This window comes from Arthrobacter sp. TJ-240, assembly GCF_058269195.1.
This window is the reverse complement of sequence record NZ_JBZCNG010000008.1, coordinates 40,344-66,914: the sequence shown is the minus strand read 5'-3', so window position 1 is coordinate 66,914 and position 26,571 is coordinate 40,344. Positions and strand designations below refer to the sequence as shown.

The following is a 26,571-nucleotide window of genomic DNA, read 5'->3' as shown; positions in this document are numbered from 1 at the left end:
TCAGCCACCGATGGCGCTCATCGACCGGTCGGGCTGCACGAAGTCGTCGGAGCCGAGCCCCGTGTGGTCCATACCGTGCGCCCGGGGCTTCAGCCACATGGCCTCCCGCCACCGCTGGGCGACGGCGTCGTCGTCCGCCCCGGAGCGCAGGAGTCCGCGCAGGTCCGTCTCCTCGCGGGAGAACAGGCAGCTCATCACCTTGCCCTCCGCCGTGACGCGGGTACGGCGGCAGTCGGCGCAGAAGGGCTCCGTGACGGACGCGATGATCCCCACGATGCCGAGGACGGCGTCGGGGTCCTCCTTCGCCCGGACCTCCCACCGCTCGGCGGGGGCGCCGTCGCGGGTGCGCGGATCCGGCGTGAGGACGAAGCGCGTCTCGACGAGTGCGCGCATCTCGGCGGCCGTCACCATGCCCTCCTTCGTCCAGCCGTGGTCGGCGTCGAGGGGCATCTGCTCGATGAACCGGAGCTCGAAGCCGCGGGACACCGCCCACGCCACGAGGTCCGGTGCCTCGTGGTCGTTGATGCCGCGCATGAGCACGGCGTTGATCTTGACGAGTCCCAGGCCGGCGTCGGCGGCGGCCTCGATCCCCTTCAGGACCCGGTCGAGGAACGGCCGGCGCGTCAGCTGCGCGAACGTCTCCGGGTGCAGCGAGTCCATGGAGACGTTGATGCGGGTCAGCCCGGCGTCCTTCAACTGCACGGCGCGCCGGTCCAGGCCCAGGGCGTTCGTCGTCATGGAGATGGGCAGGTCGGCGTGGTCGGCGCGGATGTCCCGGATGATGTCGAGGAGGTCGGCGCGCACGAGCGGCTCGCCCCCCGTCAGGCGCAGCTCCCGGATGCCGAGCCGGTCGACGCCGATGCCGACCAGGCGCACGATCTCGGCGCGGGTGAGGACCTGGTCCTTCTGCAGCCAGTTGAGGCCCTCCGCGGGCATGCAGTAGGTGCAGCGCAGATTGCACTTGTCCGTGAGGGACAGTCGCATGTCCGTGGCGCGTCGGCCGTGGACGTCGAGGAGACCGTGGGCGGCGGCCCCGCGGGCGTCGCGCGGCATTCCGAGGTGAACTCCCATGGGACGAGCGTACGCCTTCCGGCCCCGTGACCCTATCGCGCGAACAGGGAACCAGCCCGCGCCCGCGGTCGTGTAAGGGATGGTCCTTTTCGGCGACGGACCGTCGTCGGGGCCGGGAAGGCAGCAATGATCCGACGCCGCACCTGGGCAGCGCTCTCCGGAGTCCTCGCGGTCGGTCTCGGTGTGATCGGCGGCGAACTGGCCGCCGCTGCCCTGAGCCCTTCGGTGACCCCGGTCAGCGCCGTGGGTTCCGCCGTGATCGACCTCCTGCCGCCCGGCGTCAAGGACTGGGCGATCGCCTGGTTCGGCACGGCGGACAAGGCCGTCCTCCTCACGGTCATCGCCGTGGTGATCGCGGTCCTCGCCCTCGCGGCCGGCGTCCTCGAGGACCGCAGGCCGTTCGCGGGGCGCGCGCTCGTCGTGGGGTTCGGTGTCCTCGGTGTCCTCGCCGTCGCCTCGCGGCCGCAGTCGTCCCTCGTGTCGTTCGTGGCGCCCGTCCTCGCCGTGGTGCTCGCGGTGCTCGTGCTCGACGCCCTCGTGCGGTCGCTGCGCGCCTGGGTCGGGGCGTCCGACGGCGGCGGCGCGGACCCGCTTCCGGCACGCCGCCGGTTCCTCCAGGGAGCATCGGGGGCGGCCGTCGTCGCCGTGGCCACGGGCGCGGTGGCAACCCGCGTGCGCTCCTCGCAGTCCACCGTGGCCGGGCAGCGTGCCGCCGTGCGGCTCCCCGCCCCGGCGGCGGCCGGCACGCCGCCCCCGGCGGGGTCGGTCATCCCCGCGGGCGCCGAGCTGGAGGTCGAGGGCATCACCGGCCTCGTGACACCGTCGGACGACTTCTACCGGATCGACACGGCCCTCGTGGTGCCGGTCGTCGACCCGGCGCAGTGGTCACTGACGGTCACCGGGCTGGTGGACCGCGAGATCGAGCTCACCTTCGACGAGCTCCTCGCCCTGCCCCTGGTGGAGCGCTACGTCACGCTCGCCTGTGTCTCCAACACCGTCGGCGGGGACCTCACCGGCAATGCCCGCTGGCTCGGCTGGCCGGTCCGGGAGCTCCTGGCCCGCGCAGGCGTGCGGCCGGGAGCGGACATGGTCCTGTCGCGCAGCGTCGACGGGTTCACCGCCGGAACGCCGCTCGAGGCACTGACGGACGCCCGGGACTCCCTCCTGGCGGTCGGCATGAACGGCGAGCCCCTGCCCGTGGAGCACGGCTTCCCGGTGCGCCTGGTCGTGCCGGGCCTCTACGGCTTCGTGTCGGCGACGAAGTGGGTGAGCGAACTGAAGGTCACCCGCTTCGCCGATGACCGCGCCTACTGGTCCACGCGCGGCTGGTCCGAGCGCGGTCCCGTCAAGACCTCGTCCCGCATCGACGTGCCGCGCGCCAATGCCCGCGTGCCGGCGGGTGAGGTCGTCGTCGGGGGCGTGGCGTGGGCGCAGCACACGGGCGTGGAGGCCGTGGAGGTGAGGGTCGACGGCGGCGCGTGGGAGCGCGCGGAGCTCGCCACGCCGATCTCCGCCGACACCTGGTGCCAGTACCGCGCCACGCTGCAGCTGGAGGCAGGCACACACACCCTGCAGTCGCGGGCCATGGACCGCGCGGGAGGCATCCAGTCGGAGGCCTCCGTGGCGCCCGCGCCTGACGGTGCCGAGGGGCTGCACACGGTAACGTTCACGGTGACCTAGACCGGAGCCGCGGAGGGCAGTCATGAGAAGAACCGTCGCCGAACACCGGTCCGCCGTCGTCGGCCTCCTGCGCTGGAGCAGCGGGTACGACCGCTCCGCTCCGGAGGTCCTCCCGCTCGTCGACGCGCAGGGCCGCGCCCTGGCCGAGAACATCCAGGCACCCGTGAGCCTGCCGCCCTTCGACAACTCGCAGATGGACGGGTACGCGGTGCACGCCGACGACCTCGGGGCGACCGCAGCCCTCCTCGTCGCCGACGCCATCCCCGCCGGCTCGGTACCGCCGCCCCTGCAGCCGGGCACGGCCGCGCCCATCATGACGGGCGCGATGCTGCCCGACGGCGCGGCCGCCGTCGTGCCTATCGAACGCGCCGACCCGGCGCAGTTCCACTCCGTGGCGGAGCGGGCCGACGGACCGGTCGCCGTCCGGCTGCCCGGCGACACCGCGCCGGGCCTGTTCGTCCGCCGGGCCGGCAGCGACATCGCCGAGGGCGCCACGGCCCTGCCGGCGGGCACGCTGCTCGGCCCCGCCCAGCTGGGCCTCCTCGCGGCCTGCGGCGTCGGCACGGTCCGCGTGCGCCCCCGCTTCCGCGTGCTGCTGCTCTCCACGGGCGACGAGGTCGCCGAACCCGGCACCCCGCTGGCTCCCGGCGCGATCTACGACGCCAACTCCACCCTCCTCGAGGCGGCTCTGCGCGAGGCCGGGGCCCTGGTCACCCGCCACCGGCTGCTCGGCGACGATCCCGCCGTCCTGCAGGACGCGTTCGCGGCGATCCCCGCGGGCAGCACCCACCTCGTCCTCAGCACGGGCGGGATCAGCCAGGGCGCCTACGAGGTGGTCAAGCAGGCGCTGGCGGACAGCACGGTCGAGTTCTCCTCGGTGGCCCTGCAGCCGGGCGGCCCGCAGGCCCACGGCACCCTCTCGGGCATCCCCTTCCTCGGCTTCCCCGGCAACCCCGTCAGCGCCCTCGTCTCCTTCGAGATGTTCCTCAGACCCGCCCTCCACCAGCTGACCGGTGCCCCGGCTCCGCGTCCCGTGCTCGACGCCGTCCTCGTCGACGGCCTCGACAGTCCCGCCGCCAAGCACCAGGTGCGCCGCGGGCTCTACCGGGACGGGAAGGTGGCCCTCGTGGGCGGGCCCGACTCCCACCTCCTGCACGCCCTCGCCGCCTCCAACTGCCTCGTCCACGTGCCCGCCGGGGTCGCGGCGCTGGCGGCGGGGGACACCGTGGAGGTCACGCTCACCGGCCCCGTGCCGACGGACCCCTTCGTCGTCGAGGACGTCCTCGTCCTGGAGGACGCCGGGACCGAGGCCGCCGGGACTGGTTGAATGGTCTCCGCAGAAAGGATCCACCCATGAGCACGCGCCCGCCCGCCCCGCCGTCCGCCGGCACACTGTCCCATGTCCGCGCCGACGGCACCGCCCACATGGTCGATGTCTCCGGCAAGCAGGCCACCGTCCGCGAGGCCGTCGCCGAAGCCGTCCTCGAGACCCGGGCCGACGTCGTCGCGCTCATCGCGGAGGGGGACCTGCCGAAGGGCGACGCCCTTGCGGTCGCCCGGATCGCCGGCATCATGGCCGCCAAGCAGACCTCGTCGCTGATCCCGCTGTGCCATCCGCTGCCGCTCTCGAAGGTCACAGTGGACTTCGAGCCCGACGGCGGACGTGTCAGGATCAGCGCGCTCGTGCGGACGACCGCCCTCACCGGGGTGGAGATGGAGGCCCTCACGGCCGCGTCCGTCGCGGCCCTCACCCTGTACGACATGATCAAGGCCGTGGACCGGCACGCCGTCATCAACGGCACCCGCGTGCTCTCCAAGTCCGGCGGGAAGAGCGGGGACTGGGCCGTATGACGACGCTGCGCACCGCCGCCGTGGTCATCGCCTCGACCCGCGCCGCCGCCGGCACCTACGAGGACGAGTGCGGGCCCGCCATCGCGGACTGGCTCTACCGGCACGACTTCGCGGTCGCCGACGCCGTCGTGGTGCCCGACGGCGAGGCCGTGGGAGCCGCGATCGGCGCCGCGCTCGAGGCCCGCCCGGCCGTCCTCATCACGAGCGGCGGCACCGGGATCAGCCCCGACGACGCCACCCCCGAGCAGACGGCCCCCTACCTGACCCGCAGCCTGCCCGGCATCATGGAGGCGATGCGCCGCGCCGGCGCGGAGGCGGTCCCCACCGCGGCCCTCAGCCGGGGCCTCGCCGGCACCGCGGGGTCGACCTTCGTGATCAACCTGCCAGGGTCGCCCGGCGGCGTGCGCGACGGGCTCGCCGTGCTCGCACCGCTCATCGACCACATCTGCTCCCAGCTGGAGGGCCACCATGACCACCGGTGAAGTCGTGCATGCCGCCGTCGCCGCCACCCCGATCACCCCGGAGCAGGCCCACGCCGGCGTCGACTCCCCGTTCTGCGGGGCCGTCGTCGGTTTCAGCGGCGTGGTCCGGGACCACGACGGCGGGCGTGCCGTCACGTCCCTGAGCTACTCCGCGCACCCGAGCGCGGCACGGGTCATCCGCGAGGTCGCCGAGGAGATCGCCGCCCGGCACGACGGCGTCCGCATCTGGGTGGCGCACCGCATCGGGCCCCTCGCCATCGGCGACCAGGCGCTCGTCGCCGCCGTCGGTGCCGCACACCGCGGGGAGGCGTTCCGGGTGTGTTCGGACCTCGTGGACCTCGTGAAGGAGCGGGTCCCCATCTGGAAGGAGCAGTTCTTCACGGACGGGACCGTGGAGTGGGTCGGCGCAGGGGCTGAACAGTAGGGTTGACCGCATGACCGAACACCTGCCCGTCGCCGTCCTCGGAGCCCGGGGCCGCATGGGCGCCGAGGCCGTCCGCGCCGTCGGGGCGGCACCCGACCTCGAGCTCGTCGCGGCCCTGGGCAGCAGCGACCCGCTCGATTCCCTCGTATCCGCGGGGGCGCGCGTCGTCGTCGACCTGACCGTGCCCGACGCCACCTTCGACAACGTCGCCTTCGCCGTCGAGCACGGCATGCACGCCGTGGTCGGGACCACGGGCTGGTCCGCGGAACGGCTCGAGCGCCTCCGGTCCCTGCTGGCGGCCTCGCCCGCCACGGGGGTCCTGATCGCCCCGAACTTCGCCCTCGGGTCCGTGCTCGCCACGGCGTTCGCCGCCACCGCGGCGCGCTACTTCGAGTCGGTCGAGATCGTGGAGCTGCACCACCCGGACAAGGTGGACGCCCCCTCGGGCACCGCCGTCCGGACCGCGCAGCTCATGGCCGCAGCCCGGGCCGCCGCCGGCGTCCCGGCCGGGCCCGACGCGACGCGCGACACGCTCGACGGCGCCCGCGGGGCCACTGTCGATGGCATCGCCGTGCACTCCGTGCGCCTCCGCGGGCTCACGGCACACCAGGAGGTGCTGCTCGGCAGCCCGGGGGAGCAGCTGACCATCCGGCACGACTCCTACGACCGCGCGTCCTTCATGCCCGGTGTCCTCCTCGGGATCCGGTCCGTGGCCGACCATCCCGGCCTGACGGTCGGCCTCGACGGCTACCTCGACCTGCAGGCCGGCGGAAGCCGGTGAGCGCGGTGGAGTTCTACCGGAAGTACAAGGTCCGGCTCGGCGTCCTGCTCGTCACGGCCCTGCTCGTCTTCTGGCTCGCCGTGGCCTTCCAGCGCAGCTTCCTGCTCCTCGGCGACCCGGAGCCGGTGGCGAAGGCCATCGGCGCCGGCTACCTCCTGCTGCCCTGCATCGGCGCGTGGGCGCTGATCCGCGAGCTGCTCTTCGGCGCGCAGACGCAGCGCATGGCGCGGCAGCTCGAGGGCGAGGGCGGGCTCCCCGTGGACGACCTGCCGAGGACACCCTCCGGCCGGATCGTGCGCTCCGCCGCGGACAGCGCGTTCCCCGCCTACCAGGCCGAGGTCGAGGCCGATCCCGGGAACTGGCGCAGCTGGTTCCGGCTCTCGTGCGCCTACGACGCCGCCGGCGACCGCAAGCGGGCGCGCAAGGCCATGCGCGAGGCCGCGAAGCTGTACCGGCAGGACGCCGCCGTCTAGCAGTACGTCGAGCAGTACGTCTAGCGCCGCACCTCGGCACGGCCCTCGCGTGCCGCGTTCGCGGCCCCCGAGGTGAGGAGCTCCAGCGGGCCGCGCGAGTGCACGCGCTGGAAGAGGATGCCGATCGCGACCGCGACGACCACCTGCACCCAGAACAGCGGCACCGGGTCCGGCAGGGGCACCAGCTGGTCCGCCCAGCTCATCACGCAGACGTGGAGGGTGTAGAGCGTCAGCGTCATGGCGCCCGGCGCCGAGAGGGGCAGGAGCGCCTGCCGGAACCGCCGCGTCAGCAGGAGGCACACCCCGACGACGGCCGCTGCCGACCCGGCCACGTGCACCAGGTCCAGGGTGGTGCCCGAGTGGGGTGCGCTGACGGCCAGCCACCACCACGAACCCGACTGCTCCACGCCGGCCAGTCCGACGTCGAGCATCGCCTCGAGCGGGTAGCGGGTGCCCTCGGGCGTCGCGAGGAGCGCGGCGAGCCCGCCGCCGGGCCCCAGCAGCTGCGCGCTCACGAAACGCGCGCCGACCGCGGCGACGATCCCGGCCCCGACCAGGGCCAGCTGCACGCCGAGCCGGGAGAGGTCCAGCCGCCCGATCACCATGCCGACCAGGAGGAAACCGAGCCACTGCAGCACCGGGTAGTAGCCGGTCAGGAAGATGTCCGCGGCCAGCGTCTGCGGCTCGAGGAAGTGCTCGAAGACGGGATTGCCGCCGACCGACGACGGCACGACGCCCGCCGTCACGATCGGGCGCAGCAGGTAGGCCGCGATGGGCGCCAGGAGCACCCAGCCCGCGGCCCACGCCGCGAGCGGCCGGACCCGGAGGCCCATGAAGGGCAGGGCGAGGAGGAAGAGCACGCCGTAGTGGAACAGGATGATCGCGATGTTCGTCTCCACGCCGCCGAGGACGAGGCCGATCAGGGCGATGATCACGGCCCGCACGGCGATGCCGTTCCGGTCCGCGGACAGCAGGCGGTCGCGGTGCGGCGAGCGGCCTCCCGTCAGGAGGGCCAGGCCGATGCCGGCGACGACGGCGAACAGCCCCGACGCGCGGCCGGAGAAGACCTGGGCCGTCCAGGTGGCATCGATGGTGCCCGGCGCGTAGAGCGGCAGGACGTGGGTGCTCATCATGCCGAAGAGCGCCACGCCGCGGGCGGCGTCGATCCCGGTCAGCCGCCGGGGAGCGGACGTCGTGTGCATCCCGCCATGGTCCCACAGGCACCCCCTGCCGTCCTGTGCGCACCTCGTGCCCGCAGGTGCCCGTCCCACCGGGCACCGCGCGAGCGGGTAACGTTTTCCCCATGGTCGACACCCCCTCACGCACGCTCCCGTTCGGTTCCCTCGTCACGGCGATGGTCACGCCCTTCACCGCCGACGGCGCCGTGGACTTCGACGCCACCGCCGCCCTCGCCGCCCGCCTGGTCGACGACGGCTGCGACGGCCTCGTGGTGTCGGGCACCACGGGGGAGACGTCCACGCTGGAGGACTCCGAGAAGGAGGACCTCTACCGCGTGGTCGCCGAGACGGTGGGCGACCGGGCGCGCGTCATCGCGGGTACCGGCACGAACCACACCTCGCATTCCGTCGAGATGGCACGGCGCGCCGAACGGGCGGGCGCCCACGCGCAGCTCGTCGTGACGCCGTACTACAACAAGCCCACCCAGTCCGGTGTGCTGGCCCACTTCGAGGCCGTCGCGGCGGCCAGCGACCTGCCGGTCATGGTCTACGACATCCCCGGCCGCTCCGGGATCCCCATCACCACCGAGACGATCCTGCGGCTCGCCGAGAACCCGAGGATCGGCGCGCTGAAGGATGCGAAGGCGGACTTCGCCGCCATCACCCGGGTCCTCGCCGCCACCGACCTCGACGTCTACTGCGGCGACGACGGCCTCACCCTGCCGTGGATGGCCGCGGGGGCGGTCGGCGTCGTCAGCGTCACCGCGCAGGTGGCCACACGGGCCTTCCGGACCCTTGTGGACGCGGCCGCCGCCGGTGATCTCGCGGAGGCCCGCCGGGCCCACTTCGAGCTCGATCCCGTGATCCGGGCGGTGATGACGCACATCCCGGGCGCGGTCTCGGCCAAGGAGATCCTGCACCTGCAGGGCGTGCTGCCGAACGCGGTCGTGCGCCTGCCCCTCGTCGGGCCCGAGCCGCACGAACTCGAGGCGGTCCTCGCCGATCTCGCCGGCACCGGCTGGGACCCGGCGTCGTCGTCCGGCCGGGAGTCGGGCGCATGAGCGACGCCCCTCCCGCCACGCGGCCGGCCCTCCCGCCGGTGCTCGAGCCGGGTACCCTCCGGGTGGTGCCGCTCGGCGGCCTCGGGGAGATCGGCCGGAACATGGCCGTCTTCGAGATCGGCGGCAAGCTCCTGATCGTCGACTGCGGGGTGCTGTTCCCCGAGGAGAACCAGCCCGGCGTCGACCTGATCCTGCCCGACTTCTCCTACATCGAGGACCGGCTCGACGACGTCGTCGGCCTCGTCCTCACGCACGGGCACGAGGACCACATCGGGGCCGTCCCGTACCTGCTGCGGCTCAAGGCCGACATCCCGGTCATCGGCTCCCAGCTGACCCTCGCCCTCGTCGAGGCGAAGCTGCAGGAACACCGCATCCGCCCGTACACGCTCACGGTCTCGGAGGGGCAGATCGAGCAGCTCGGCCCCTTCGAGTGCGAGTTCGTCGCCGTCAACCACTCCATCCCGGACGCCCTGGCCGTGTTCCTCCGCACCGAGGCGGGCACGGTCCTGCACACGGGCGACTTCAAGATGGACCAGCTGCCCCTCGACGGCCGCATCACGGACCTGCGGGCCTTCGCCCGCCTCGGCGAGGAGGGCGTGGACCTGTTCATGGTCGACTCCACGAACGCCGACGTCCCGGGCTTCACGACGGCCGAACGCGAGATCGGCCCCGTGCTGGAGAACCTGTTCGGGCAGGTGAGCAAGCGCATCATCGTCGCGTCGTTCTCCTCCCACGTGCACCGCGTGCAGCAGGTGCTCGACGCCGCGCACGCCCACGGCCGCTTCGTCTGCTTCGCCGGTCGGTCGATGGTGCGGAACATGGCCATCGCGGAGAAGCTCGGCTACCTCAGGGTGCCGGACGGCATCCTCGTGGACATCAAGAACGTGGACGACCTGCCCGACGACCGCGTGGTCCTCATGTCCACGGGCTCCCAGGGCGAACCCATGGCGGCACTGTCCCGGATGGCCAACGGCGACCACCGCATCACGGTCGGGGAGGGCGACACCGTGATCCTCGCGTCCTCGCTGATCCCCGGCAACGAGAACGCGGTGTACCGGGTGATCAACGGGCTCCTGAAGCTCGGCGCCGACGTGATCCACAAGGGCAACGCGAAGGTGCACGTGTCCGGCCACGCCGCGGCCGGCGAGCTGCTCTACTGCTACAACATCCTCCGCCCGCGGAACGTCATGCCCGTGCACGGCGAGACACGCCACCTCATCGCGAACGGTAAGCTCGCGCAGCAGACCGGCGTGCCGGCGTCGAACGTCCTGCTGACCGAGGACGGCTCCGTGATCGACCTCGTGGACGGCACCGCCCGCGTCGTCGGAGCCGTCGAGTGCGGCTACGTCTACGTGGACGGCTCCAGCGTCGGCGAGATCACGGACGCCGACCTCAAGGACCGCCGCATCCTCGGCGAGGAGGGCTTCATCTCGATCATCACGGTCGTCAACCGCACCACCGGCAAGATCGTCTCCGGCCCGGACATCCACGCGCGGGGGTTCGCCGAGGACGAGTCCGTCTTCGACGAGATCAGACCGAGGATCAGCACCGCCCTCGAGGACGCCGTGACGAACACCACCGAGCACACCACGTACCAGCTCCAGCAGGTCGTCCGGCGAACCGTCGGCACCTGGGTCAACCGGCGCTACCGCAGGCGCCCCATGATCATCCCGGTGGTCCTGGAGGCCTGACCCGGGCACGGGACCGGCCGGTGACCGGCAGTCCCCGGCCGGTCACGCCGTCCCCGCGGGGGGCCGGGATCCGCCGGTTGGGCGACGCCGTCCGGTACCGTGGAGTGCATGGCCACTCGAACCTCCCCTGCCCCGCGGGGCCAGCAGCAGACCCGCAGCAGGGGAGCGTCCGCCGCTGCAGGGACCTCCCGCGGCAAGGCGCCCGCGAAGGGCGCCACCCGCGCCCCGGCGAAGACCCGGCAGGCGCCGGTCGCCCCCGAACCGCGGCAGGACGACCGCCCCGCCCTCCCCGTGCGCGCGGTCCAGGCCGTCTGGATGGGTGCCGCAGGCGTCGTCGGGTCCGGCGTCCGGGCCTTCGGCCACACGGTGAACCCCGAGCGGGAGCTCCGGCGTGACGGTTCCGGCCTGTTCCTCCTCCTGCTCGCCCTCGCCGTCGCCGCCGTCGAGTGGTGGGCCCTCGGCGGCACACCCGCGGACATCGTGCACGCCGCAGCCGGGGGCACCTTCGGCTGGATGGCCCTGCTCGTCCCCTTCCTGCTCGGCATCGGCGCCGTCCGCCTATTCCGGTACCCGGAGCGCCACCGGGCCAACAACCGCATCAGTATCGGCCTGCTCGTCATCCTCTTCGCCGGCTCCGGGATAGCGCACCTCGTCGGCGGGCAGCCGGGTCTCCAGCACGGGCTGGACGCCCTCTGGCGCGCGGGCGGTGTCGTGGGCTTCCTCGTCGCCGGACCCCTCAGCAGCGTCCTGACAGCGTGGCCGGTCGGCCTGCTGCTCGGCGCCGCGATCCTCCTCGGCCTGCTGATCGTCACCGCGACGCCCTTCCGCCACATCCCCGCCCGCCTGCGCGCGCTCTACGAGCACCTGATGGGCCAGGACCCCGACGACGCCCGGCACACGCGCGACGACGGCCACGACCAGAGCTACCTCTACGAGGCGCACGGCGCCACGGCGAAGCCGGAGCCGAAGAAGCGCAAGCGCCTGTTCGGCAAGGAGAAGACGGACGCGCCCTTCGATGCCGAGCACGCGGAGGAGGGGTCGGACGCCGACGGCTACGTGGGCGACGAGGCCTTCGAGCGCGCCGTCATCGAGGACGAGGAGCGCCGCGCCCGCGAGGCCGAGGCCGCCGTGCCGCCCGGTGTCCGCCGTCCGACGAGGCAGGAACTCGCCGCCGAGGAGATCAAGCGGTCGCAGGCGAGCCGCGTTCCGCCCACGGAGGCGCCGGAACGCGCACCCGAGGGCGCCACGGAGGCCATCGACATGGTCCCCGCCGCGAAGGCGATCATCGTCCCCTCCACGCCGGTGCAGCCGCAGGTCCCGCCGACGCCCATCCCGCAGCGCACCGAGCAGCTGCAGCTCGCCGGCGACGTCGCCTACACGCTGCCGCCGTCGGACTACCTGCCGGCCGGCACCCCGCCGAAGGAGCGCTCCGAGGCCAACGACGCCGTCGTCGCCGCGCTCACGCACACCCTGGACCAGTTCAACGTGGACGCGAAGGTCACCGGGTTCTCGCGTGGCCCGACGGTCACGCGGTACGAGATCGAGCTCGCACCCGGCACCAAGGTGGAGCGGGTCACCGCCCTGTCGAAGAACATCTCCTACGCCGTCGCCAGCTCCGACGTGCGCATCCTCTCGCCCATCCCCGGCAAGTCGGCCATCGGCATCGAGATCCCCAACACGGACCGCGAGACCGTGTCCCTCGGTGACGTGCTGCGCTCCGGCAACGCCCGCAAGACCGACCACCCGATGGTCATGGGTGTCGGCAAGGACGTCGAGGGCGGATTCGTCGTCGCGAACCTCGCCAAGATGCCGCACCTCCTGGTCGCCGGCGCGACCGGCGCGGGCAAGTCCTCCTTCGTGAACTCGATGATCACCTCCATCCTCATGCGGTCCACCCCCGACGAGGTGCGCATGGTCATGGTGGACCCGAAGCGAGTGGAGCTGACGGCCTACGAGGGCGTGCCGCACCTCATCACGCCGATCATCACGAGCCCCAAGAAGGCCGCCGAGGCGCTGCAGTGGGTGGTCCGCGAGATGGACACGCGCTACGACGACCTCGCGAACTACGGCTACAAGCACATCGACGACTTCAACAAGGCGGTGCGGAACGGCAAGGTGGTCCCGCCCGAGGGCTCCAAGCGCGTGGTCCGTCCCTACCCGTACCTCCTGGTCATCGTGGACGAGCTCGCCGACCTCATGATGGTGGCGCCCCGCGACGTCGAGGACTCGATCGTGAGGATCACGCAGCTCGCGCGTGCCGCCGGAATCCACCTCGTCCTCGCGACCCAGCGGCCGTCGGTGGACGTCGTCACCGGCCTGATCAAGGCGAACGTCCCGTCGCGCATGGCCTTCGCGACGTCCTCCGTCACGGACTCCCGCGTGGTCCTCGACCAGCCCGGCGCCGAGAAGCTGATCGGCCAGGGCGACGCCCTGTTCCTGCCGATGGGCGCCTCCAAGCCCATGCGTGTGCAGGGGGCCTGGGTCACCGAGTCCGAGATCCACCGCGTCGTGGAGCACGTGAAGGGCCAGCTGCAGGCCACCTACCGCGAGGACGTCGCCGTGGAGGCGCCCAAGAAGCAGATCGACGACGACATCGGGGACGACCTCGAGGTGCTGCTGCAGGCCACCGAGCTCGTCGTCACCACGCAGTTCGGTTCCACCTCGATGCTGCAGCGCAAGCTCCGCGTGGGCTTCGCGAAGGCGGGACGGCTCATGGACCTCCTCGAGTCCCGCGGCGTCGTCGGCCCGTCGGAGGGCTCGAAGGCCCGCGACGTCCTCGTCAAGCCGGACGACCTCGAGCCGGTCCTCGCCGCGATGCGCGGGGACGAGCCGCCGGTCGCGCCCCGCCCCGCCCCGGGGCCGGTGGACCTCGTGGCCGAGGACCTCGCGTCGCGACCGCAGGCCGTCGACTACTACGACGACGCGGACACCCCCGGCGGATCCGACGACGACGGCGGCGAGGACGCCTGGAACCTCACCGGCAGGTAGCCTGACATGGTGAACAGCTCCCCGAGCCCGGCGGTGCCGGTCCTGAACATCGCGAACGTCCTCACCGTCGTGCGGATCCTGCTCGTCCCGTTCTTCATCTGGTTTCTCCTGCTCGACGACGGGCAGGCCGGGCTGTTCCGCTGGCTCGCGGTCCTCACCTTCGTGGTCGCGATCTACACGGACAAGCTCGACGGTGACCTGGCGCGCAGCCGCGGGCTCATCACCGACTTCGGCAAGATCGCCGATCCGATCGCCGACAAGCTCCTCATCGGCTCCGCGCTCGTGCTGCTCTCCGTCCTGGGAGAGCTCTGGTGGTGGGTGACGGTCGTCATCCTCGTCCGCGAGATCGGCATCACGCTCCTGCGCTTCGCGGTCATCCGGTACGGCGTGATGCCCGCCTCCCGCGGCGGCAAGCTGAAGACCGTCGTCCAGACCGTCGCCATCCTGCTCTTCCTGCTGCCGCTGCAGGCCCTGCTGGGGGACTGGGCCTGGTGGCTCTCGGCCTCGGTCATGGCGGCCGCCGTCGTCATCACGGTGGTGACCGGCGTGGACTACGTCGTGCAGGCCGCCCGCCTCCGGGCGGACGCGCGGAAGTGACCGGCGCGCAGCTCGCGTCCGACGTCGTCGCCCTCGCCACCCGGCTGGGCCTCACCGTGGCAACGGCGGAATCCCTGACGGCCGGGATGGTCGCGGCGGCCCTCGCGGAGGTGCCCGGCGCCTCGTCCGTCCTGCAGGGCGGCATAGTGGCCTATCAGGTATCCGTCAAGCAGAACCTCCTGGGCGTCGACGCCCGGCTCCTCGCCGAGGCCGGCGCCGTCGATCCCCGCGTGGCCGAGGCGATGGCGCGCGGGGCGCGGGAGGCCCTTTCGGCCGACATCGGCGTCGCGACCACCGGCGTAGCCGGACCCGCCGCACACGAGGGGAAGCCCGTCGGCACCGTGTTCACGGCGATCTCGTCGGTCTCGGGCGCGGAAGCACGCGAGCACCACTTCTCCGGCGGCCGCGACGAGATCCGCAGCGCCTCCCGCGACGCTGCGCTCTCGGAGCTCCTCGGGGCCCTGTCCAGGGGAACAAACCGTGCGCGGGGGTAGTTATAAACAGTGCCTGCCGTTGATAGGGTGGGCGACTCAGGCTCAAGCAGAACGGCCAGGTCATCATCACGGTGCACACGTCCGTCCGGGCGGTGCCCATTCATGAGGGAGCAAGGCGATACAGATGGCAAAGCAACCCGTATCCGTAAACGGCGTAGTCCGTTGGCGTGATGTGGGGTTGGCAGATGATGCACAACGCAAGCCTAAGGAGCGCAAGATGGTAGTTCTTCGCCATGAGATCGGCGACGTCCTGCGTGACGTCCGCCAGCGCCAGGGCCGTACCCTGCGAGAGGTGTCGCACAGTGCGAGGGTCTCCCTCGGATACCTCAGCGAGGTTGAGCGTGGCCAGAAGGAAGCATCCTCTGAACTCCTCTCATCGATCTGCAGCGCACTCGAGGTGCCCCTTTCCTCGATGCTGCGGGAAGTCAGCGACCGACTGGCAGTAGCAGAAGGCGTCTCCATCCCGGATACCATCCCGCAGGAATTCTCCCAGGAGTTCGGGGACGACCTCACCGACGAACTGAACGACGACTTCCGTCGGGGACTCGCGGCCACGAACCGCTGATTCCCCGCACGACCCCACAAGGAAGGCCCGTCCCCCCAGGGGACGGGCCTTCCTGCCGTCTGCTACCAGTCGTCCGTCTGCTACCAGTTGTCCTTGGTGTACGTGTTGTTCAGCTGGGCGATCAGCGTGCCGAGGCGCGTCAGGTCGTCCACGTCCCAGTCCTCCATGAGCTGGTGGAACGCCTGCTTGCGCGCGGACTGCGCGGCCACGAGCTGACGCGTGCCGGCCTCCGTCAGGGAGATGGCCTGCGCCCGGCCGTCGAGCGGATCGGCCTCCTTCTGCACCAGCCCGAGCTGCTCGAGCATCGCGATCTGGCGGCTGACGGACGGCTTTCCGACGCCCACGCTGGCTGCGATGTCCGTGAGGCGCATGGAACCCTCCCGCTGGAGTATGACGAGGAGCCCGTAGGCCGCCGGCTCCATGTCCGGGTGCACGCGGCGGGCCACCTTGTAGGAGTTGGACCGCGCGCGGCGCCACAGCATGCTGAGCTGCTGCTCCAGGGCCTCGATGGCCGCATCGGTGTCGGCATCGTCCCCGGGGTACGCGGCGAGGCCCGGCTCGGTGTCTGTGGTACTCGGCTTCGCGTTCATGGGGCAATTGTAGGGTGACGCGTCCGCGGGACACCATGCGGTGGGACGCTACTTTCGGCGGCCCGGCCATCCGGTCCGGCCGCGCGCGGGCTCCGGTGCCCGCGCGCGGCGGCGGAGCGCGCAGAATGGAGGAGACGTGTACGGCGGTAGGCCCGGACCGCGGCGGGGGTCGGCGGCGCGGAGACGACGAGAGCAGGGAACGGCACATGCGGTTGAGCGACTTCTGGCGGCTGATGGACGACGAATTCGGGGCGGGATACTCGAGGACGCTCGCCCGGGACCTGGTCGTCGACCGCCTGGGTGACAGGACGGCGGTCGAGGCCCTCGCGGCGGGCGTCGACCCGAAGGCGGTCTGGGAGGCGGTGTGCCGTATCCAGGACGTGCCGCGGGAGCGCTGGCTCGGCCGCGACGTCAAGCCCCGGTGACCGCCGGGAGCGCGTCCTCGGACCGGGTCGGACGGACACGCGCGGCGCCACGGATAATCGAATATCTGTTCGGATCGCGGTATGATGTTCACGGCGGTGGCCCGCTCTTGTGCACATACCGGCGGCTCCACCTCAAACTGTCGGCGCAGGCCCATACAGTCGTACCGAACACGTAAACAGGCCAGTTGGCCATGAAAAACCGAGGTGAAGAATGGCCGCTCCAGACCGCGAGAAAGCCCTCGAAGCTGCTCTCGCCCAGATCGACAAGCAGTACGGCAAGGGATCCGTCATGCGTCTCGGAGACGAGACCCGTGCCCCCATCGAAACCATCTCCACGAGCTCCATCGCCCTGGACGTCGCCCTGGGCATCGGTGGGCTGCCGCGCGGCAGGGTCGTCGAGATCTACGGCCCGGAATCCTCCGGCAAGACCACCGTGGCGCTCCACGCCGTCGCGAGCGCCCAGCGCAACGGCGGCATCGCCGCCTTCATCGACGCCGAGCACGCGCTCGACCCCGAGTACGCGAAGAGGCTCGGCGTGGACACCGACGCCCTCCTCGTCTCGCAGCCGGACACCGGCGAGCAGGCGCTGGAGATCATGGACATGCTGATCGGCTCGGGTTCGATCGACATCATCGTCATCGACTCCGTCGCAGCCCTCGTCCCGCGCGCGGAGATCGAGGGTGAAATGGGTGACAGCCACGTGGGTCTGCAGGCCCGCCTGATGAGCCAGGCGCTCCGGAAGATCACCGGCCGCCTGAGCCAGACCAAGACCACCGCCATCTTCATCAACCAGCTGCGCGAGAAGATCGGTGTCTTCTTCGGGAGCCCCGAGACCACCACGGGTGGCAAGGCGCTGAAGTTCTACGCGTCGGTCCGTATCGACGTGCGGCGCATCGAGACCCTGAAGGAAGGCGTGAACCCGGTGGGCAACCGGACCCGCGCGAAGATCGTCAAGAACAAGATGGCCCCGCCGTTCAAGCAGGCCGAGTTCGACATCCTGTACGGTCACGGCATCTCCCGCGAGGGTGGCCTGATCGACGTGGGCGTCGAGAACAACCTGGTCAAGAAGTCCGGTGCCTGGTTCACCTACGACGGCGACCAGCTGGGCCAGGGCAAGGAGAACGCCCGGAAGTTCCTCAAGGACAACCCGGACCTCGCGGATGAGCTCGAGCAGAAGATCAGGGTCAAGCTGGGCATCGGGGTGCAGCCCGCGGCCGACGAGGCCGAGGCTCCCAAGCTCAAGGCCGTCAGCGGCGAGTAGGCACGGTGCCGTCCGATACCGGAGCGGACCCGGTCGAGTGGGGGACTTCGTCCGGACTGTTCGGTGCGGACGGGTCCGACCCTGCCGCTGATCCTCCCGGTGCCGCGGGACCCCGGCGCTCGTCCTTCGGGCGCCGGGGTTCCGCGCTGTCCTCCTCGTCCTCCTCGTCCTTCGGGAGCCGGCGTTCGGGCGGGGGGCAACGGAAAGCCCGCACGGGCGGTCGCACCAGTGGCTCACGCCGGGCACGGTCCGACGACCCGTTCGGGCCGGTCGTCGGCTCGTCCGCCGACGCCCCGCCGGTGGAGTACCCCGCGGAGACTCCCGGGGAGGACGCGGCCCCGGTCGACGTCGGACACGGCCCGGGCAGCTCGGACGGCTCGGGCAGGCGACGGTCGAGGGGTGGCCCCACCGGAGCCGGGAGGCCCGAAGCATCCATTGCCGAGAAGAGCGACGAGGAGTGGACGTCGGAGGCCCGGTCCGTCCTGCTGCGCCAGCTGGCCCTCGGCGCCAGGAGCCGCCACCAGCTCGCCCTGAAGCTCGCCGAGAGGGCCGTCCCGCCCGCGATCATCACCTCCCTCCTCGACCGGTTCGAGGAGGTGCAGCTGATCGACGACGCCGAGTTCGCCCGGATGTGGGTGCGGACACGGACCGCCGCGAAGGCGCTCTCCCGCTCGTCCCTGCGCCGCGAACTCGCCGACAAGGGCATCGACGGCGACCTGGCCGAGGACGCCCTGCTGCAGATCTCCGACGAGGACGAGCACGAGCAGGCGCGCGACGTCGTCCGCCGCAAGCTCCGCCGGAACGCCGACCTGTCGGACCGTGCCGTCCGGGAGAAGGAGGTGCGGCGCCTCGTCGGCGTCCTCGCACGCAAGGGCTACAGCCCCGGCACGGCCTTCTCGCTCGTCAAGGGCGTCCTCGCCGAGGCGGACGCCGACTGACCCGCGATTGTGGACGTCCCCGCCGCCCGCCGTACGCTGGATGACGTGAGCATCACAGTCCCGGGTCCCGCCAGCGCGACCATCAGTGAGACCGGCAGCACCCCCGGCGTCCCCGATCAGCGCACCTACGAGGTACGCACCTTCGGCTGCCAGATGAACGTGCACGACTCCGAGCGCATCTCCGGCCTGCTCGAGGATGCCGGCCTCGTCCGGGTGCAGCAGGGCCAGGCGGACGTCGTCGTCTTCAATACCTGCGCCGTACGCGAGAACGCCGACAACAAGCTGTACGGCAATCTCGGCATCCTCAAGGCCGTGAAGGAAGCCCGCCCCGACCTGCAGATCGCCGTCGGCGGTTGCCTCGCCCAGAAGGACCGCGAGACCATCCTCCGCCGGGCGCCCTGGGTGGACGCCGTCTTCGGCACCCACAACATCGGCGCGCTGCCCGCCCTGCTGCAGCGCGCCCGGCACAACCAGGACGCCCAGCTCGAGATCCTCGAGTCCCTCGACGTCTTCCCGTCCACGCTGCCCACCAGGCGCGAATCGGTCTACGCCGGCTGGGTGTCCATCTCCGTCGGCTGCAACAACACCTGCACCTTCTGCATCGTCCCGTCCCTCCGGGGCAAGGAGCGCGACCGGCGGCCGGGGGAGATCCTCGCCGAGATCGAGGCCCTCGTGGCCGACGGCGCCGTCGAGGTCACGCTGCTCGGCCAGAACGTCAACTCCTACGGCGTCGAGTTCGGGGACCGCGGTGCCTTCGCGAAGCTGCTGCGCGCCTGCGGGTCGATCGAGGGACTCGAACGCGTCCGCTTCACGAGCCCCCACCCCGCCGCATTCACCGACGACGTCATCGATGCCATGGCCGAGACACCGAACGTGATGCCGCAGCTGCACATGCCCCTGCAGTCCGGGTCGGACACCGTGCTGAAGGCGATGCGGCGGTCCTACCGGTCCGCGCGCTTCCTCGGCATCCTCGACCGCGTCCGCGACCGGATGCCGCACGCCGCCATCTCCACGGACATCATCGTCGGGTTCCCCGGCGAGACGGAGGAGGACTTCCAGGCGACCCTCGACGTCGTCGAGCAGTCCCGCTTCGCCACCGCCTTCACGTTCCAGTACTCCAAGCGCCCGGGCACCCCGGCGGCCGACCTCCCCGACCAGCTGCCGAAGGCCGTGGTGCAGGAACGCTTCGAGCGGCTCACCGCCCTGCAGGACCGCATCGCCCGCGAGGAGAACGCGCGCCAGGTCGGCGCGACCGTGGAGGTGCTCGTCACCGACCAGCAGGGCCGGAAGGGCTCCGAGACTCACCGGCTCACCGGGCGGGCACGCGATCAGCGCCTCGTCCACTTCTCCGTCCCGGCAGGCGCCGAGGCCCCGAGGCCCGGCGACTTCGTGACGCTTCCCGTCACCGAGGCGGCCTCGTTCCACCTGCTGTCCGACCCGTCGCCGTCGGAGTACTCGCTCCGCCGGTCACGCGCGGGCGATGCCTGGGACCGGAGCCAGGCCGACTCGTGCGGCGTCCCCGGACCATCGGACGGCGCCCCGCGCGCCGTGTCCCTCGGGATGCCGTCCCTGCCCGTCCGCGCGAGCGCCCCTTGACCCTTCCGGTCGGCCGCCCGGCCGTCCTCCCGGTCGTCGCGGTGGTCGGTCCCACGGGCTCGGGGAAGTCCGACCTAGGCGTCGCCCTGGCGCAGCGCCTCGGCGGCGAGGTCGTCAATGCCGACGCCCTGCAGTTCTACCGGGGGATGGACATCGGCACGGCGAAGCTGCCCCGCGAGGAGCGTCACGGCGTCGAGCACCACCTGCTGGACGTCCTCGACGTCACCGAGGAGGCCAGCGTCGCCGCATACCAGGAGGACGCCCGCCGGGTCATCGACGGCATCCGCGAGCGTGGCAGGATCCCCATCCTGGTCGGCGGCTCGGGCCTCTACGTGCGGGCCGCCCTCGATCGCCTGGAGTTCCCGCCCACCGACGCGGGGGTGCGGGCACGGCTCGAGGCGGACCTCGCCGCCGGAGGCAGTGCGGCGTTCCGGGCGCGGCTCCGCGCCGTCGATCCCGTGTCGGCCGATCGGATCGACGACGACCGCCGCCTCGTGCGGGCGCTCGAGGTGCACGAGCTCAGCGGACGCCCCTTCAGCGCCTTCATGCCGCGGCGCGAGTACCACCAGCCGGCGGTGCAGATCGGCCTCGCCGTCGACCGGGACGTGCTGCGCGCACGCCTGGCCGAGCGGGTCCATGCCATGGTGCGGGCCGGTCTCGCCGACGAGGTCCGCCGGCTCGCCGCGGTGGGCCTCCGCGACGGGAGGACGGCGTCCCGTGCCCTGGGGTACGGGCAGTTCCTCCAGGTCCTCGACGGGACCCTGACGGAAGTGGAGGCGGTGGAGGACACGATCGCCGCGACCCGCCGGTTCGCCCGGCGACAGCTCACCTGGTTCCGCGGCGACCCGCGCGTCGCCTGGCTCGACTGGCAGGCGCCGGACCTCGCCGAGGCGGCCGCCGGGCTCGTCGGCCGCGCCGCGGCACCTATCCTAGAAGGGTGACCGACTTCCCCGGCGAGACGCCCGTGCCCCCCGCACCGCAGCCCCCCGGGCTCCCCTTCACGAAGGGCCATGGGACGGGCAACGACTTCATCCTGACGCTCGACCCCGACGGCGACGCGCCGATCGACCCGGCGTTCGTCGCGGCCGCATGCGACCGGCACCGCGGGATCGGCGCCGACGGCTACATCCGGGCAGTCCGGTCCGCCTCGCTGCCCGAGGGACGCGCCCTGCTCCAGACGGAACCGCGCGCGGAGTGGTTCATGGACTACCGCAACGGCGACGGGTCGGTGTCCGAGATGTGCGGCAACGGCGTCAGGGTCTTCGCGCACTTCCTCCTCGCGAAGGGCGTCGCCGAGCTCCCCGCGGGCGGGGAGCTCGCCATCGGCACCCGCGCCGGCGTCAAGCGCGTGACACGGTCCGGGGGCGGCTACGCCGTGGACATGGGGCCGTGGGAGTTCATCTTCCCGGACGCGGCCGTGGCGCGCGGCATGGATTCTCTCGTCGCCATCGGAGGGCTCGACGTCGACCGGCCCGCCCTGTCCATCAGCATGGGCAACCCCCATACCGTCGTCGCGCTGGCCGAACATGCGGAGCTGGACCGGACGGAGCTGCACCGCCCGCCCGCGGTCCAGCCCGTGCCGCCGGAGGGCACCAACGTCGAACTCGTCGTCCCGTCGGATCCGCTCGTGGGGGCCGACGGCGTCGGACGCCTCACGATGCGCGTGCACGAACGGGGTGTCGGCGAGACGCAGTCCTGCGGCACGGGCGCGTGCGCCGCCGCTGCCGGCACCCGGTTCTGGGCGGGCGAGGGGGCCCCGGCCCAGTGGCTCGTGTCGGTGCCCGGGGGCGTCGTCGGCGTGACGTTCTTCGCCGGTCCCGACAACCGTGAGCACGTGCAGCTCAGCGGACCGGCCGTCCTCGTGGCCGACGGAGTGCTGCTGCCCGCAGACTGAGCCGGCGGCACGGAAGGCCGCCGGCCGATCTCACGCGGGGCGCCGCACCTCCAGGATGCGGAACGACTTCGACGTCTCCGCACGCCGCACGCCGAAGCCCGCGGGCAGCTCCTCGGCGAGCCACCGCTGCAGGGAGTCGGCGCCCAGGTTCTTCTGCACCACGAGCCAGGCGCTCCCGCCGGGAGCCAGGCGCGGCAGCCAGCGGAGCAGCAGGGCGTGCAGTTCCTGCTTCCCGATGCGGATCGGGGGGTTGGACCAGATGGTGTCGAACTCGAGGTCCGGATCCACGGCGTCGGGCGTGCTGGCCGTGACGTTGCGGAGCCCCAGCCGCCGGGCGTTCTCCGCGGTCAGCGCGATGCACCGCTCATTGACGTCGACGGCGAGGACCTCGGCATCGGGTGCCGTCAGGGCCAGGGTGAGGGCGATCGGCCCCCAACCGCAGCCGAGGTCGAGCAGGCGCCGCCCCTCGGGATCCGGAACGGAGTCCAGGAGGATCGCCGTGCCCTTGTCCACGCCGTCCGGGCTGAAGAGGCCCGACGACGTCACGAGGTCCCGTTGCCCGCCCGCCAGGACGACCGAAAGGGGCCTCCGCGTGTCCGGGCCCGCCGGCTGTGCGCTGAAATAGTGCTGCGGCTCCTGCTGTGAATCCATGGAGGAAAGCCTAGTGGCACGCCCCCACCCGCCCTCACCCGCCCTCACCCGTCCGGGCCCGTATCCACAGGCGGTCGACGGCGCAGGCGGACAACGGTTTCGCCGGGGGAGAATCCGATGGAACGACCCGGAGGACGGCCGTAGAATCGACAGACAGCCAACTAGGGAGATTATGACCGAGAACCACGGACATTCCACCGGAGCCGACATGGGCCCGGAGGAGATCCAAGCCGTCATCGACCGCATCCTGGCAAGCGACGAAGCTGCCGCGGCGAAGGCGAAGAAGGGGACGACACCGGGCACGACCAGCGCACCCGTCGAGACCAACTGGCGCTCGCGTGCCCTCGCCCTGTCAGGCGACGACGAGCGGTCGGACGCCGACGGGGACCAGCAGGACCTGGCCGAACGCCGTGCCCTCCGCCGTGTCGCGGGACTCTCGACGGAACTCGAGGACGTCTCGGAGGTCGAGTACCGGCAGCTGAGGCTCGAGCGCGTCGTCCTCGCCGGGCTGTGGAGCGAGGGGACCGCGCAGGACGCCGAGAACTCGCTGCAGGAACTCGCCGCTCTCGCCGAGACGGCGGGCTCTGAGGTGCTCGACGGCATCGTGCAGCGCCGGCTGAAGCCGGACCCCGGCACCTTCCTCGGCTCCGGGAAGGCGCAGGAGCTCAAGGACATCGTGCAGGCCACCGGTGCAGATACGGTCATCGTCGACAGCGAGCTGTCCCCGTCCCAGCGACGCAGCCTCGAGGACATCGTCAAGGTCAAGGTCATCGACCGCACCGCGCTGATCCTCGACATCTTCGCCCAGCACGCCAAGAGCCGCGAGGGCAAGGCCCAGGTGGAGCTCGCGCAGCTCGAGTACCTGCTGCCGCGCCTCCGAGGCTGGGGCGAGTCGATGTCCCGCCAGGCCGGTGGACAGGTCGGCAGCGCGAGCGCCGGCATGGGCTCCCGTGGTCCCGGTGAGACGAAGATCGAACTCGACCGCCGGAAGATCCGCACCCGCATGGCGAAGCTGCGCCGCGAGATCGCCGCGATGAAGCCTGCGCGCGAGACGAAGCGGTCCAACCGCCGGCGCAACCAGGTGCCCTCCGTCGCGATCGCCGGGTACACCAACGCCGGGAAGTCGTCCCTGCTGAACCGCCTCACCGACGCGGGCGTGCTCGTTCAGAACGCGCTGTTCGCGACCCTCGATCCCACGGTGCGCAAGGCGGAGACGCCCGACGGCATCGGCTACACGCTCGCCGACACCGTGGGGTTCGTCCGCTCGCTGCCCACCCAGCTGGTCGAGGCGTTCCGCTCGACCCTCGAGGAGGTGGCCGACTCGGACCTGATCCTCCACGTCGTCGACGCCTCGCACCCGGACCCGGAAGGGCAGATCGCGGCCGTCCGTGCCGTCCTGACCGAGATCGACGCCCGCAAGGTGCCCGAGATCATCGTGTTCAACAAGGCAGATGCCGCCGACCCGTTCGTCATCGAGCGGCTGCGGCAGCGCGAGCCGCGCTCCGTCGTCGTCTCCGCCCGCACGGGTGCCGGGCTCACCGAGCTCCGGCAGCTCATCAGCACGAACATCCCCCGTCCCGGGGTCAAGATGGACCTGCTGGTGCCCTACGAGCAGGGACAGGTCCTCAGCCGGCTGCACGAGGAGGACGTCGAGATCCTCGGCCTCGAGCACGTCGACGAGGGCACACGCCTCGAGGTCATGGTCCGCGAGGGCCTGGCCGCCGACCTGGAGCCGTATCTGCGGCATGAGTGACAGCACGCCGTCCGGCGCCGCCGTCGTGGCGCCGGACCCGGCGCGCCACACCGCCGAGGCCCGGCAGGCACTCGAGCTGCTCGACGCCGCCGTAGGGGCCATGGGCGGTGAGATGCGCGCCGGCCAGCACGAGATGGTGCGGCAGGTCAGCGAAGCCATCCGCTCCGGCGACCACCTGCTCGTGCAGGCGGGCACCGGCACGGGCAAGTCGCTCGCCTACCTCGTACCGCTCATCGCCCACGCCATGGACAGCGACCGCCCGTCGGTGGTCTCCACGGCGACGCTCGCCCTGCAGGCGCAGATCGTGGGCCGTGACCTGCCGCGCCTGCTCGACGCGGTGCGGCCCGCTCTCGCACGCCCCGTCGACGTCGCGCTGCTCAAGGGCCGCTCGAACTACGTCTGCCTCCACAAGACCGGCGGCGGCTTCCCCGAGGAGGACGCCCCGGATGCCCTCTTCAGCCTCGGGGAGGACGCGACACCGCACCCCGCCCCCGCGCACGGCGGCGGGGGTCCATCCTCCGCCCTCGGCCGCGAGGTGGTCAGGCTCCGCGAATGGGCGGACGAGACCTCCACCGGCGACCGCGACGACCTCGTGCCCGGCGTCAGCGACCGCGCGTGGCGCCAGGTGTCCGTGTCCAGCATGGAGTGCGTCGGCGCCGCCCGCTGTCCCGTGGCGCAGGAGTGCTTCAGCGAGAAGGCGCGGGCGGCGGCCGCCGATGCCGACATCATCATCACCAACCACGCCATGCTCGCCATCAGTGCGTTCGAGGGGCTCGCCGTGCTGCCCGAGTACGACGTCGTCGTGATCGACGAAGCCCACGAGCTGCACGACCGCGTCACCGGGGCAGTGTCCGGGCAGCTCTCCGCCTCGATGGTGGGCGCAGCCTCCACGGCTCTGCGCCGCCACGCCTCGATCGGCACCGCCGGTCTCGACACCGCAGCGTCCGCCTTCGAGGCTGCGTCGGAACTCGTGCCCTCCGGGCTCCTGCCCGGCGGCCTGCCTGAGGACCTCGAGCAGTCGCTGGAGCAGGTCCGTGACGCCGCACGGGCCGCGCTGTCCGACACGAAGACCGACGGCAAGTCGGAGGCCGACGCCGACGGCGGGCGGCAGGTGGCCCGCTCGCGCGCCACCCTGGTCTTCGACCTCGCGGAGCGGATCCTCTCGGCCGCCGCCGCCGGTGAGGTGGTGTGGGCGTCCCGCCCCAGCACGTTCACGCCCGGCTCCGGCTACGCCCAGCCGGACGAGACCGCGCCGGCCACGCTCAACGTCGCGCCGCTGTCCGTCGCGGCACGCCTGCGGGAGGGCCTGTTCGAGGACCACACCGTGATCCTCACCTCCGCGACGCTCGCCATCGGCGCCGAGTTCGGCCCTGTCGCGGGATCGCTGGGACTGAGCGGACCGGGCGCGCCCGCGTGGACCGGTATCGACGTCGGCAGCCCGTTCGACTACCCCCGGCAGGGCGTGCTGTACGTGGCAAAGGACCTGCCGAAACCGGAGCGGGGTACCTCCGATGCGCAGCTGAAGGAGCTGCTGGCGCTCCTGAAGGCCTCCCGCGGGGGTGCGCTCGGGCTGTTCTCCTCCCGGCGGGCCGCCGAGGAGGCAGCGGAGGCCCTGCGCCCGCAGGTCGACTTCGAGATCCTCTGCCAGGGCGAGTCCTCGCTCAGCGGCCTCGTGGACAGGTTCGCCGCCGAACCGGACACCTGTCTGTTCGGCACGATGTCACTGTGGCAGGGCGTGGACGTGCCCGGCGCCTCGTGCCGCCTCGTGGTGATCGACCGCATCCCCTTCCCGCGACCCGACGATCCCCTGATGACCGCGCGCACGCGGGCGGTCGCACGGAACGGCGGCAACGGCTTCATGAGCGTCTCCGCCACCCATGCCGCGGTGCGACTGGCGCAGGGGGCGGGCCGGCTCATCCGCTCGGCGGGGGACCGGGGCGTCGTCGCCGTGCTCGACAGCCGCCTCGCCACGGCCCGGTACGGCGGTTTCCTCCGCGCCGCGCTGCCGCCGTTCTGGGCGACGACCGACAGGGCCACGGTCACCGGGATCCTCGAACGGCTCTCCGCCCGCTGACACGCCTGCCCCGGGGTACGCGAAGGGCGCCGCAGTCCGGGACTGCGGCGCCC

At 72.1% G+C, this 26,571-nt stretch carries 25 protein-coding genes; 21 read left to right on the top strand and 4 right to left on the bottom strand.

From position 1 onward, the window contains the following. Positions 1-1,071: a GTP 3',8-cyclase MoaA gene (gene moaA, locus AC4D2C_RS16955; protein ID WP_490915994.1), complete on the bottom strand. Its 1,071-nt coding sequence runs from the start codon at positions 1,069-1,071 to the stop codon at positions 1-3. A gap of 126 nt (positions 1,072-1,197) precedes the next feature. Here moaA and AC4D2C_RS16950 point away from each other — a divergent pair, with 126 nt between their 5' ends. The 7 genes from AC4D2C_RS16950 to AC4D2C_RS16920 are packed head-to-tail and all read left to right on the top strand — an operon-like array spanning position 1,198 to position 6,762. Further along, a complete protein-coding gene (locus AC4D2C_RS16950; RefSeq protein WP_490915993.1) occupies positions 1,198-2,751 on the top strand; it encodes a molybdopterin-dependent oxidoreductase in 1,554 nt (517 codons plus the stop codon). A 22-nt stretch (positions 2,752-2,773) separates the two neighbouring features. Next, complete coding sequence (locus AC4D2C_RS16945; protein ID WP_490915992.1) at positions 2,774-4,078, top strand: molybdopterin molybdotransferase MoeA; 1,305 nt, start codon at positions 2,774-2,776, stop codon at positions 4,076-4,078. A 26-nt stretch (positions 4,079-4,104) separates the two neighbouring features. Then, a complete protein-coding gene (gene moaC, locus AC4D2C_RS16940) occupies positions 4,105-4,602 on the top strand; it encodes a cyclic pyranopterin monophosphate synthase MoaC (RefSeq protein ID WP_490915991.1) in 498 nt (165 codons plus the stop codon). After that, positions 4,599-5,084, top strand: a complete 486-nt coding sequence (locus tag AC4D2C_RS16935; RefSeq protein ID WP_490915990.1) for a MogA/MoaB family molybdenum cofactor biosynthesis protein — start codon at positions 4,599-4,601, stop codon at positions 5,082-5,084. The genes moaC and AC4D2C_RS16935 overlap by 4 nt, the downstream gene beginning before the upstream one ends. Next, entirely contained in the window at positions 5,071-5,508 is a 438-nt protein-coding gene (locus AC4D2C_RS16930; RefSeq protein WP_490915989.1) for a molybdenum cofactor biosynthesis protein MoaE, read from the top strand. The genes AC4D2C_RS16935 and AC4D2C_RS16930 overlap by 14 nt, the downstream gene beginning before the upstream one ends. Positions 5,509-5,518: 10 nt before the next feature. Beyond that, positions 5,519-6,289 (top strand): 4-hydroxy-tetrahydrodipicolinate reductase, encoded by a 771-nt coding sequence (gene dapB / locus AC4D2C_RS16925; RefSeq protein WP_490915988.1) that lies wholly within the window; start codon positions 5,519-5,521, stop codon positions 6,287-6,289. Continuing rightward, positions 6,286-6,762 (top strand): hypothetical protein, encoded by a 477-nt coding sequence (locus AC4D2C_RS16920; RefSeq protein ID WP_490915987.1) that lies wholly within the window; start codon positions 6,286-6,288, stop codon positions 6,760-6,762. Before dapB ends, AC4D2C_RS16920 begins: the two co-directional genes overlap by 4 nt. 20 nt (positions 6,763-6,782) lie before the next feature. Here AC4D2C_RS16920 and AC4D2C_RS16915 read toward each other — a convergent pair whose 3' ends face one another. After that, positions 6,783-7,964 (bottom strand): heparan-alpha-glucosaminide N-acetyltransferase domain-containing protein, encoded by a 1,182-nt coding sequence (locus AC4D2C_RS16915; RefSeq protein WP_490915986.1) that lies wholly within the window; start codon positions 7,962-7,964, stop codon positions 6,783-6,785. Between the two features lie 101 nt (positions 7,965-8,065). Between AC4D2C_RS16915 and dapA the strand changes: the two genes are divergently transcribed. From dapA to AC4D2C_RS16885, 6 genes are all read left to right on the top strand, one after another. Next, positions 8,066-9,001: a 4-hydroxy-tetrahydrodipicolinate synthase gene (gene dapA, locus AC4D2C_RS16910; protein ID WP_490915985.1), complete on the top strand. Its 936-nt coding sequence runs from the start codon at positions 8,066-8,068 to the stop codon at positions 8,999-9,001. Beyond that, positions 8,998-10,692 (top strand): ribonuclease J, encoded by a 1,695-nt coding sequence (locus AC4D2C_RS16905; protein ID WP_490915984.1) that lies wholly within the window; start codon positions 8,998-9,000, stop codon positions 10,690-10,692. Before dapA ends, AC4D2C_RS16905 begins: the two co-directional genes overlap by 4 nt. 108 nt (positions 10,693-10,800) lie before the next feature. Continuing rightward, positions 10,801-13,680, top strand: coding sequence for an FtsK/SpoIIIE family DNA translocase (locus AC4D2C_RS16900; RefSeq protein WP_490915983.1), 2,880 nt, complete (start codon positions 10,801-10,803; stop codon positions 13,678-13,680). A 9-nt stretch (positions 13,681-13,689) separates the two neighbouring features. After that, positions 13,690-14,277 carry a CDP-diacylglycerol--glycerol-3-phosphate 3-phosphatidyltransferase gene (gene pgsA, locus AC4D2C_RS16895; protein WP_490915982.1) on the top strand — a complete coding sequence of 196 codons (588 nt, stop codon included), beginning with the start codon at positions 13,690-13,692 and terminating at the stop codon, positions 14,275-14,277. Continuing rightward, entirely contained in the window at positions 14,274-14,771 is a 498-nt protein-coding gene (locus AC4D2C_RS16890; RefSeq protein ID WP_490915981.1) for a CinA family protein, read from the top strand. Before pgsA ends, AC4D2C_RS16890 begins: the two co-directional genes overlap by 4 nt. A gap of 124 nt (positions 14,772-14,895) precedes the next feature. Next, the gene (locus AC4D2C_RS16885) at positions 14,896-15,336 is read left to right on the top strand and encodes a helix-turn-helix domain-containing protein (RefSeq protein WP_490908206.1); all 441 of its coding nucleotides are present in this window, start codon (positions 14,896-14,898) and stop codon (positions 15,334-15,336) included. Between the two features lie 80 nt (positions 15,337-15,416). On the opposite strand, the gene AC4D2C_RS16880 is transcribed toward AC4D2C_RS16885, so the two are convergent. After that, positions 15,417-15,926, bottom strand: coding sequence for a MarR family winged helix-turn-helix transcriptional regulator (locus AC4D2C_RS16880; RefSeq protein ID WP_490908205.1), 510 nt, complete (start codon positions 15,924-15,926; stop codon positions 15,417-15,419). A gap of 206 nt (positions 15,927-16,132) precedes the next feature. Between AC4D2C_RS16880 and AC4D2C_RS16875 the strand changes: the two genes are divergently transcribed. The 6 genes from AC4D2C_RS16875 (at position 16,133) to dapF (ending at position 22,040) form a co-directional block, all read left to right on the top strand. Further along, positions 16,133-16,351, top strand: a complete 219-nt coding sequence (locus tag AC4D2C_RS16875; RefSeq protein ID WP_490908204.1) for a DUF3046 domain-containing protein — start codon at positions 16,133-16,135, stop codon at positions 16,349-16,351. A gap of 211 nt (positions 16,352-16,562) precedes the next feature. Further along, positions 16,563-17,612 (top strand): recombinase RecA, encoded by a 1,050-nt coding sequence (gene recA / locus AC4D2C_RS16870; protein WP_490915980.1) that lies wholly within the window; start codon positions 16,563-16,565, stop codon positions 17,610-17,612. A gap of 5 nt (positions 17,613-17,617) precedes the next feature. After that, complete coding sequence (locus AC4D2C_RS16865) at positions 17,618-18,550, top strand: regulatory protein RecX (RefSeq protein WP_490915979.1); 933 nt, start codon at positions 17,618-17,620, stop codon at positions 18,548-18,550. 45 nt (positions 18,551-18,595) lie between these two features. Next, positions 18,596-20,146 carry a tRNA (N6-isopentenyl adenosine(37)-C2)-methylthiotransferase MiaB gene (gene miaB, locus AC4D2C_RS16860; RefSeq protein WP_490915978.1) on the top strand — a complete coding sequence of 517 codons (1,551 nt, stop codon included), beginning with the start codon at positions 18,596-18,598 and terminating at the stop codon, positions 20,144-20,146. Then, positions 20,143-21,087, top strand: a complete 945-nt coding sequence (gene miaA, locus AC4D2C_RS16855; protein WP_490915977.1) for a tRNA (adenosine(37)-N6)-dimethylallyltransferase MiaA — start codon at positions 20,143-20,145, stop codon at positions 21,085-21,087. The genes miaB and miaA overlap by 4 nt, the downstream gene beginning before the upstream one ends. Then, positions 21,084-22,040, top strand: a complete 957-nt coding sequence (dapF, locus tag AC4D2C_RS16850; protein WP_490915976.1) for a diaminopimelate epimerase — start codon at positions 21,084-21,086, stop codon at positions 22,038-22,040. The genes miaA and dapF overlap by 4 nt, the downstream gene beginning before the upstream one ends. Positions 22,041-22,070: 30 nt before the next feature. On the opposite strand, the gene AC4D2C_RS16845 is transcribed toward dapF, so the two are convergent. Next, the gene (locus AC4D2C_RS16845; protein ID WP_490915975.1) at positions 22,071-22,691 is read right to left on the bottom strand and encodes a class I SAM-dependent methyltransferase; all 621 of its coding nucleotides are present in this window, start codon (positions 22,689-22,691) and stop codon (positions 22,071-22,073) included. Positions 22,692-22,863: 172 nt separating this feature from the next. Between AC4D2C_RS16845 and hflX the strand changes: the two genes are divergently transcribed. Continuing rightward, the gene (hflX, locus tag AC4D2C_RS16840) at positions 22,864-24,444 is read left to right on the top strand and encodes a GTPase HflX (protein WP_490915974.1); all 1,581 of its coding nucleotides are present in this window, start codon (positions 22,864-22,866) and stop codon (positions 24,442-24,444) included. Beyond that, positions 24,437-26,518 (top strand): ATP-dependent DNA helicase, encoded by a 2,082-nt coding sequence (locus AC4D2C_RS16835; protein ID WP_490915973.1) that lies wholly within the window; start codon positions 24,437-24,439, stop codon positions 26,516-26,518. The genes hflX and AC4D2C_RS16835 overlap by 8 nt, the downstream gene beginning before the upstream one ends. The last annotated feature ends 53 nt before the right edge of the window (positions 26,519-26,571 follow it).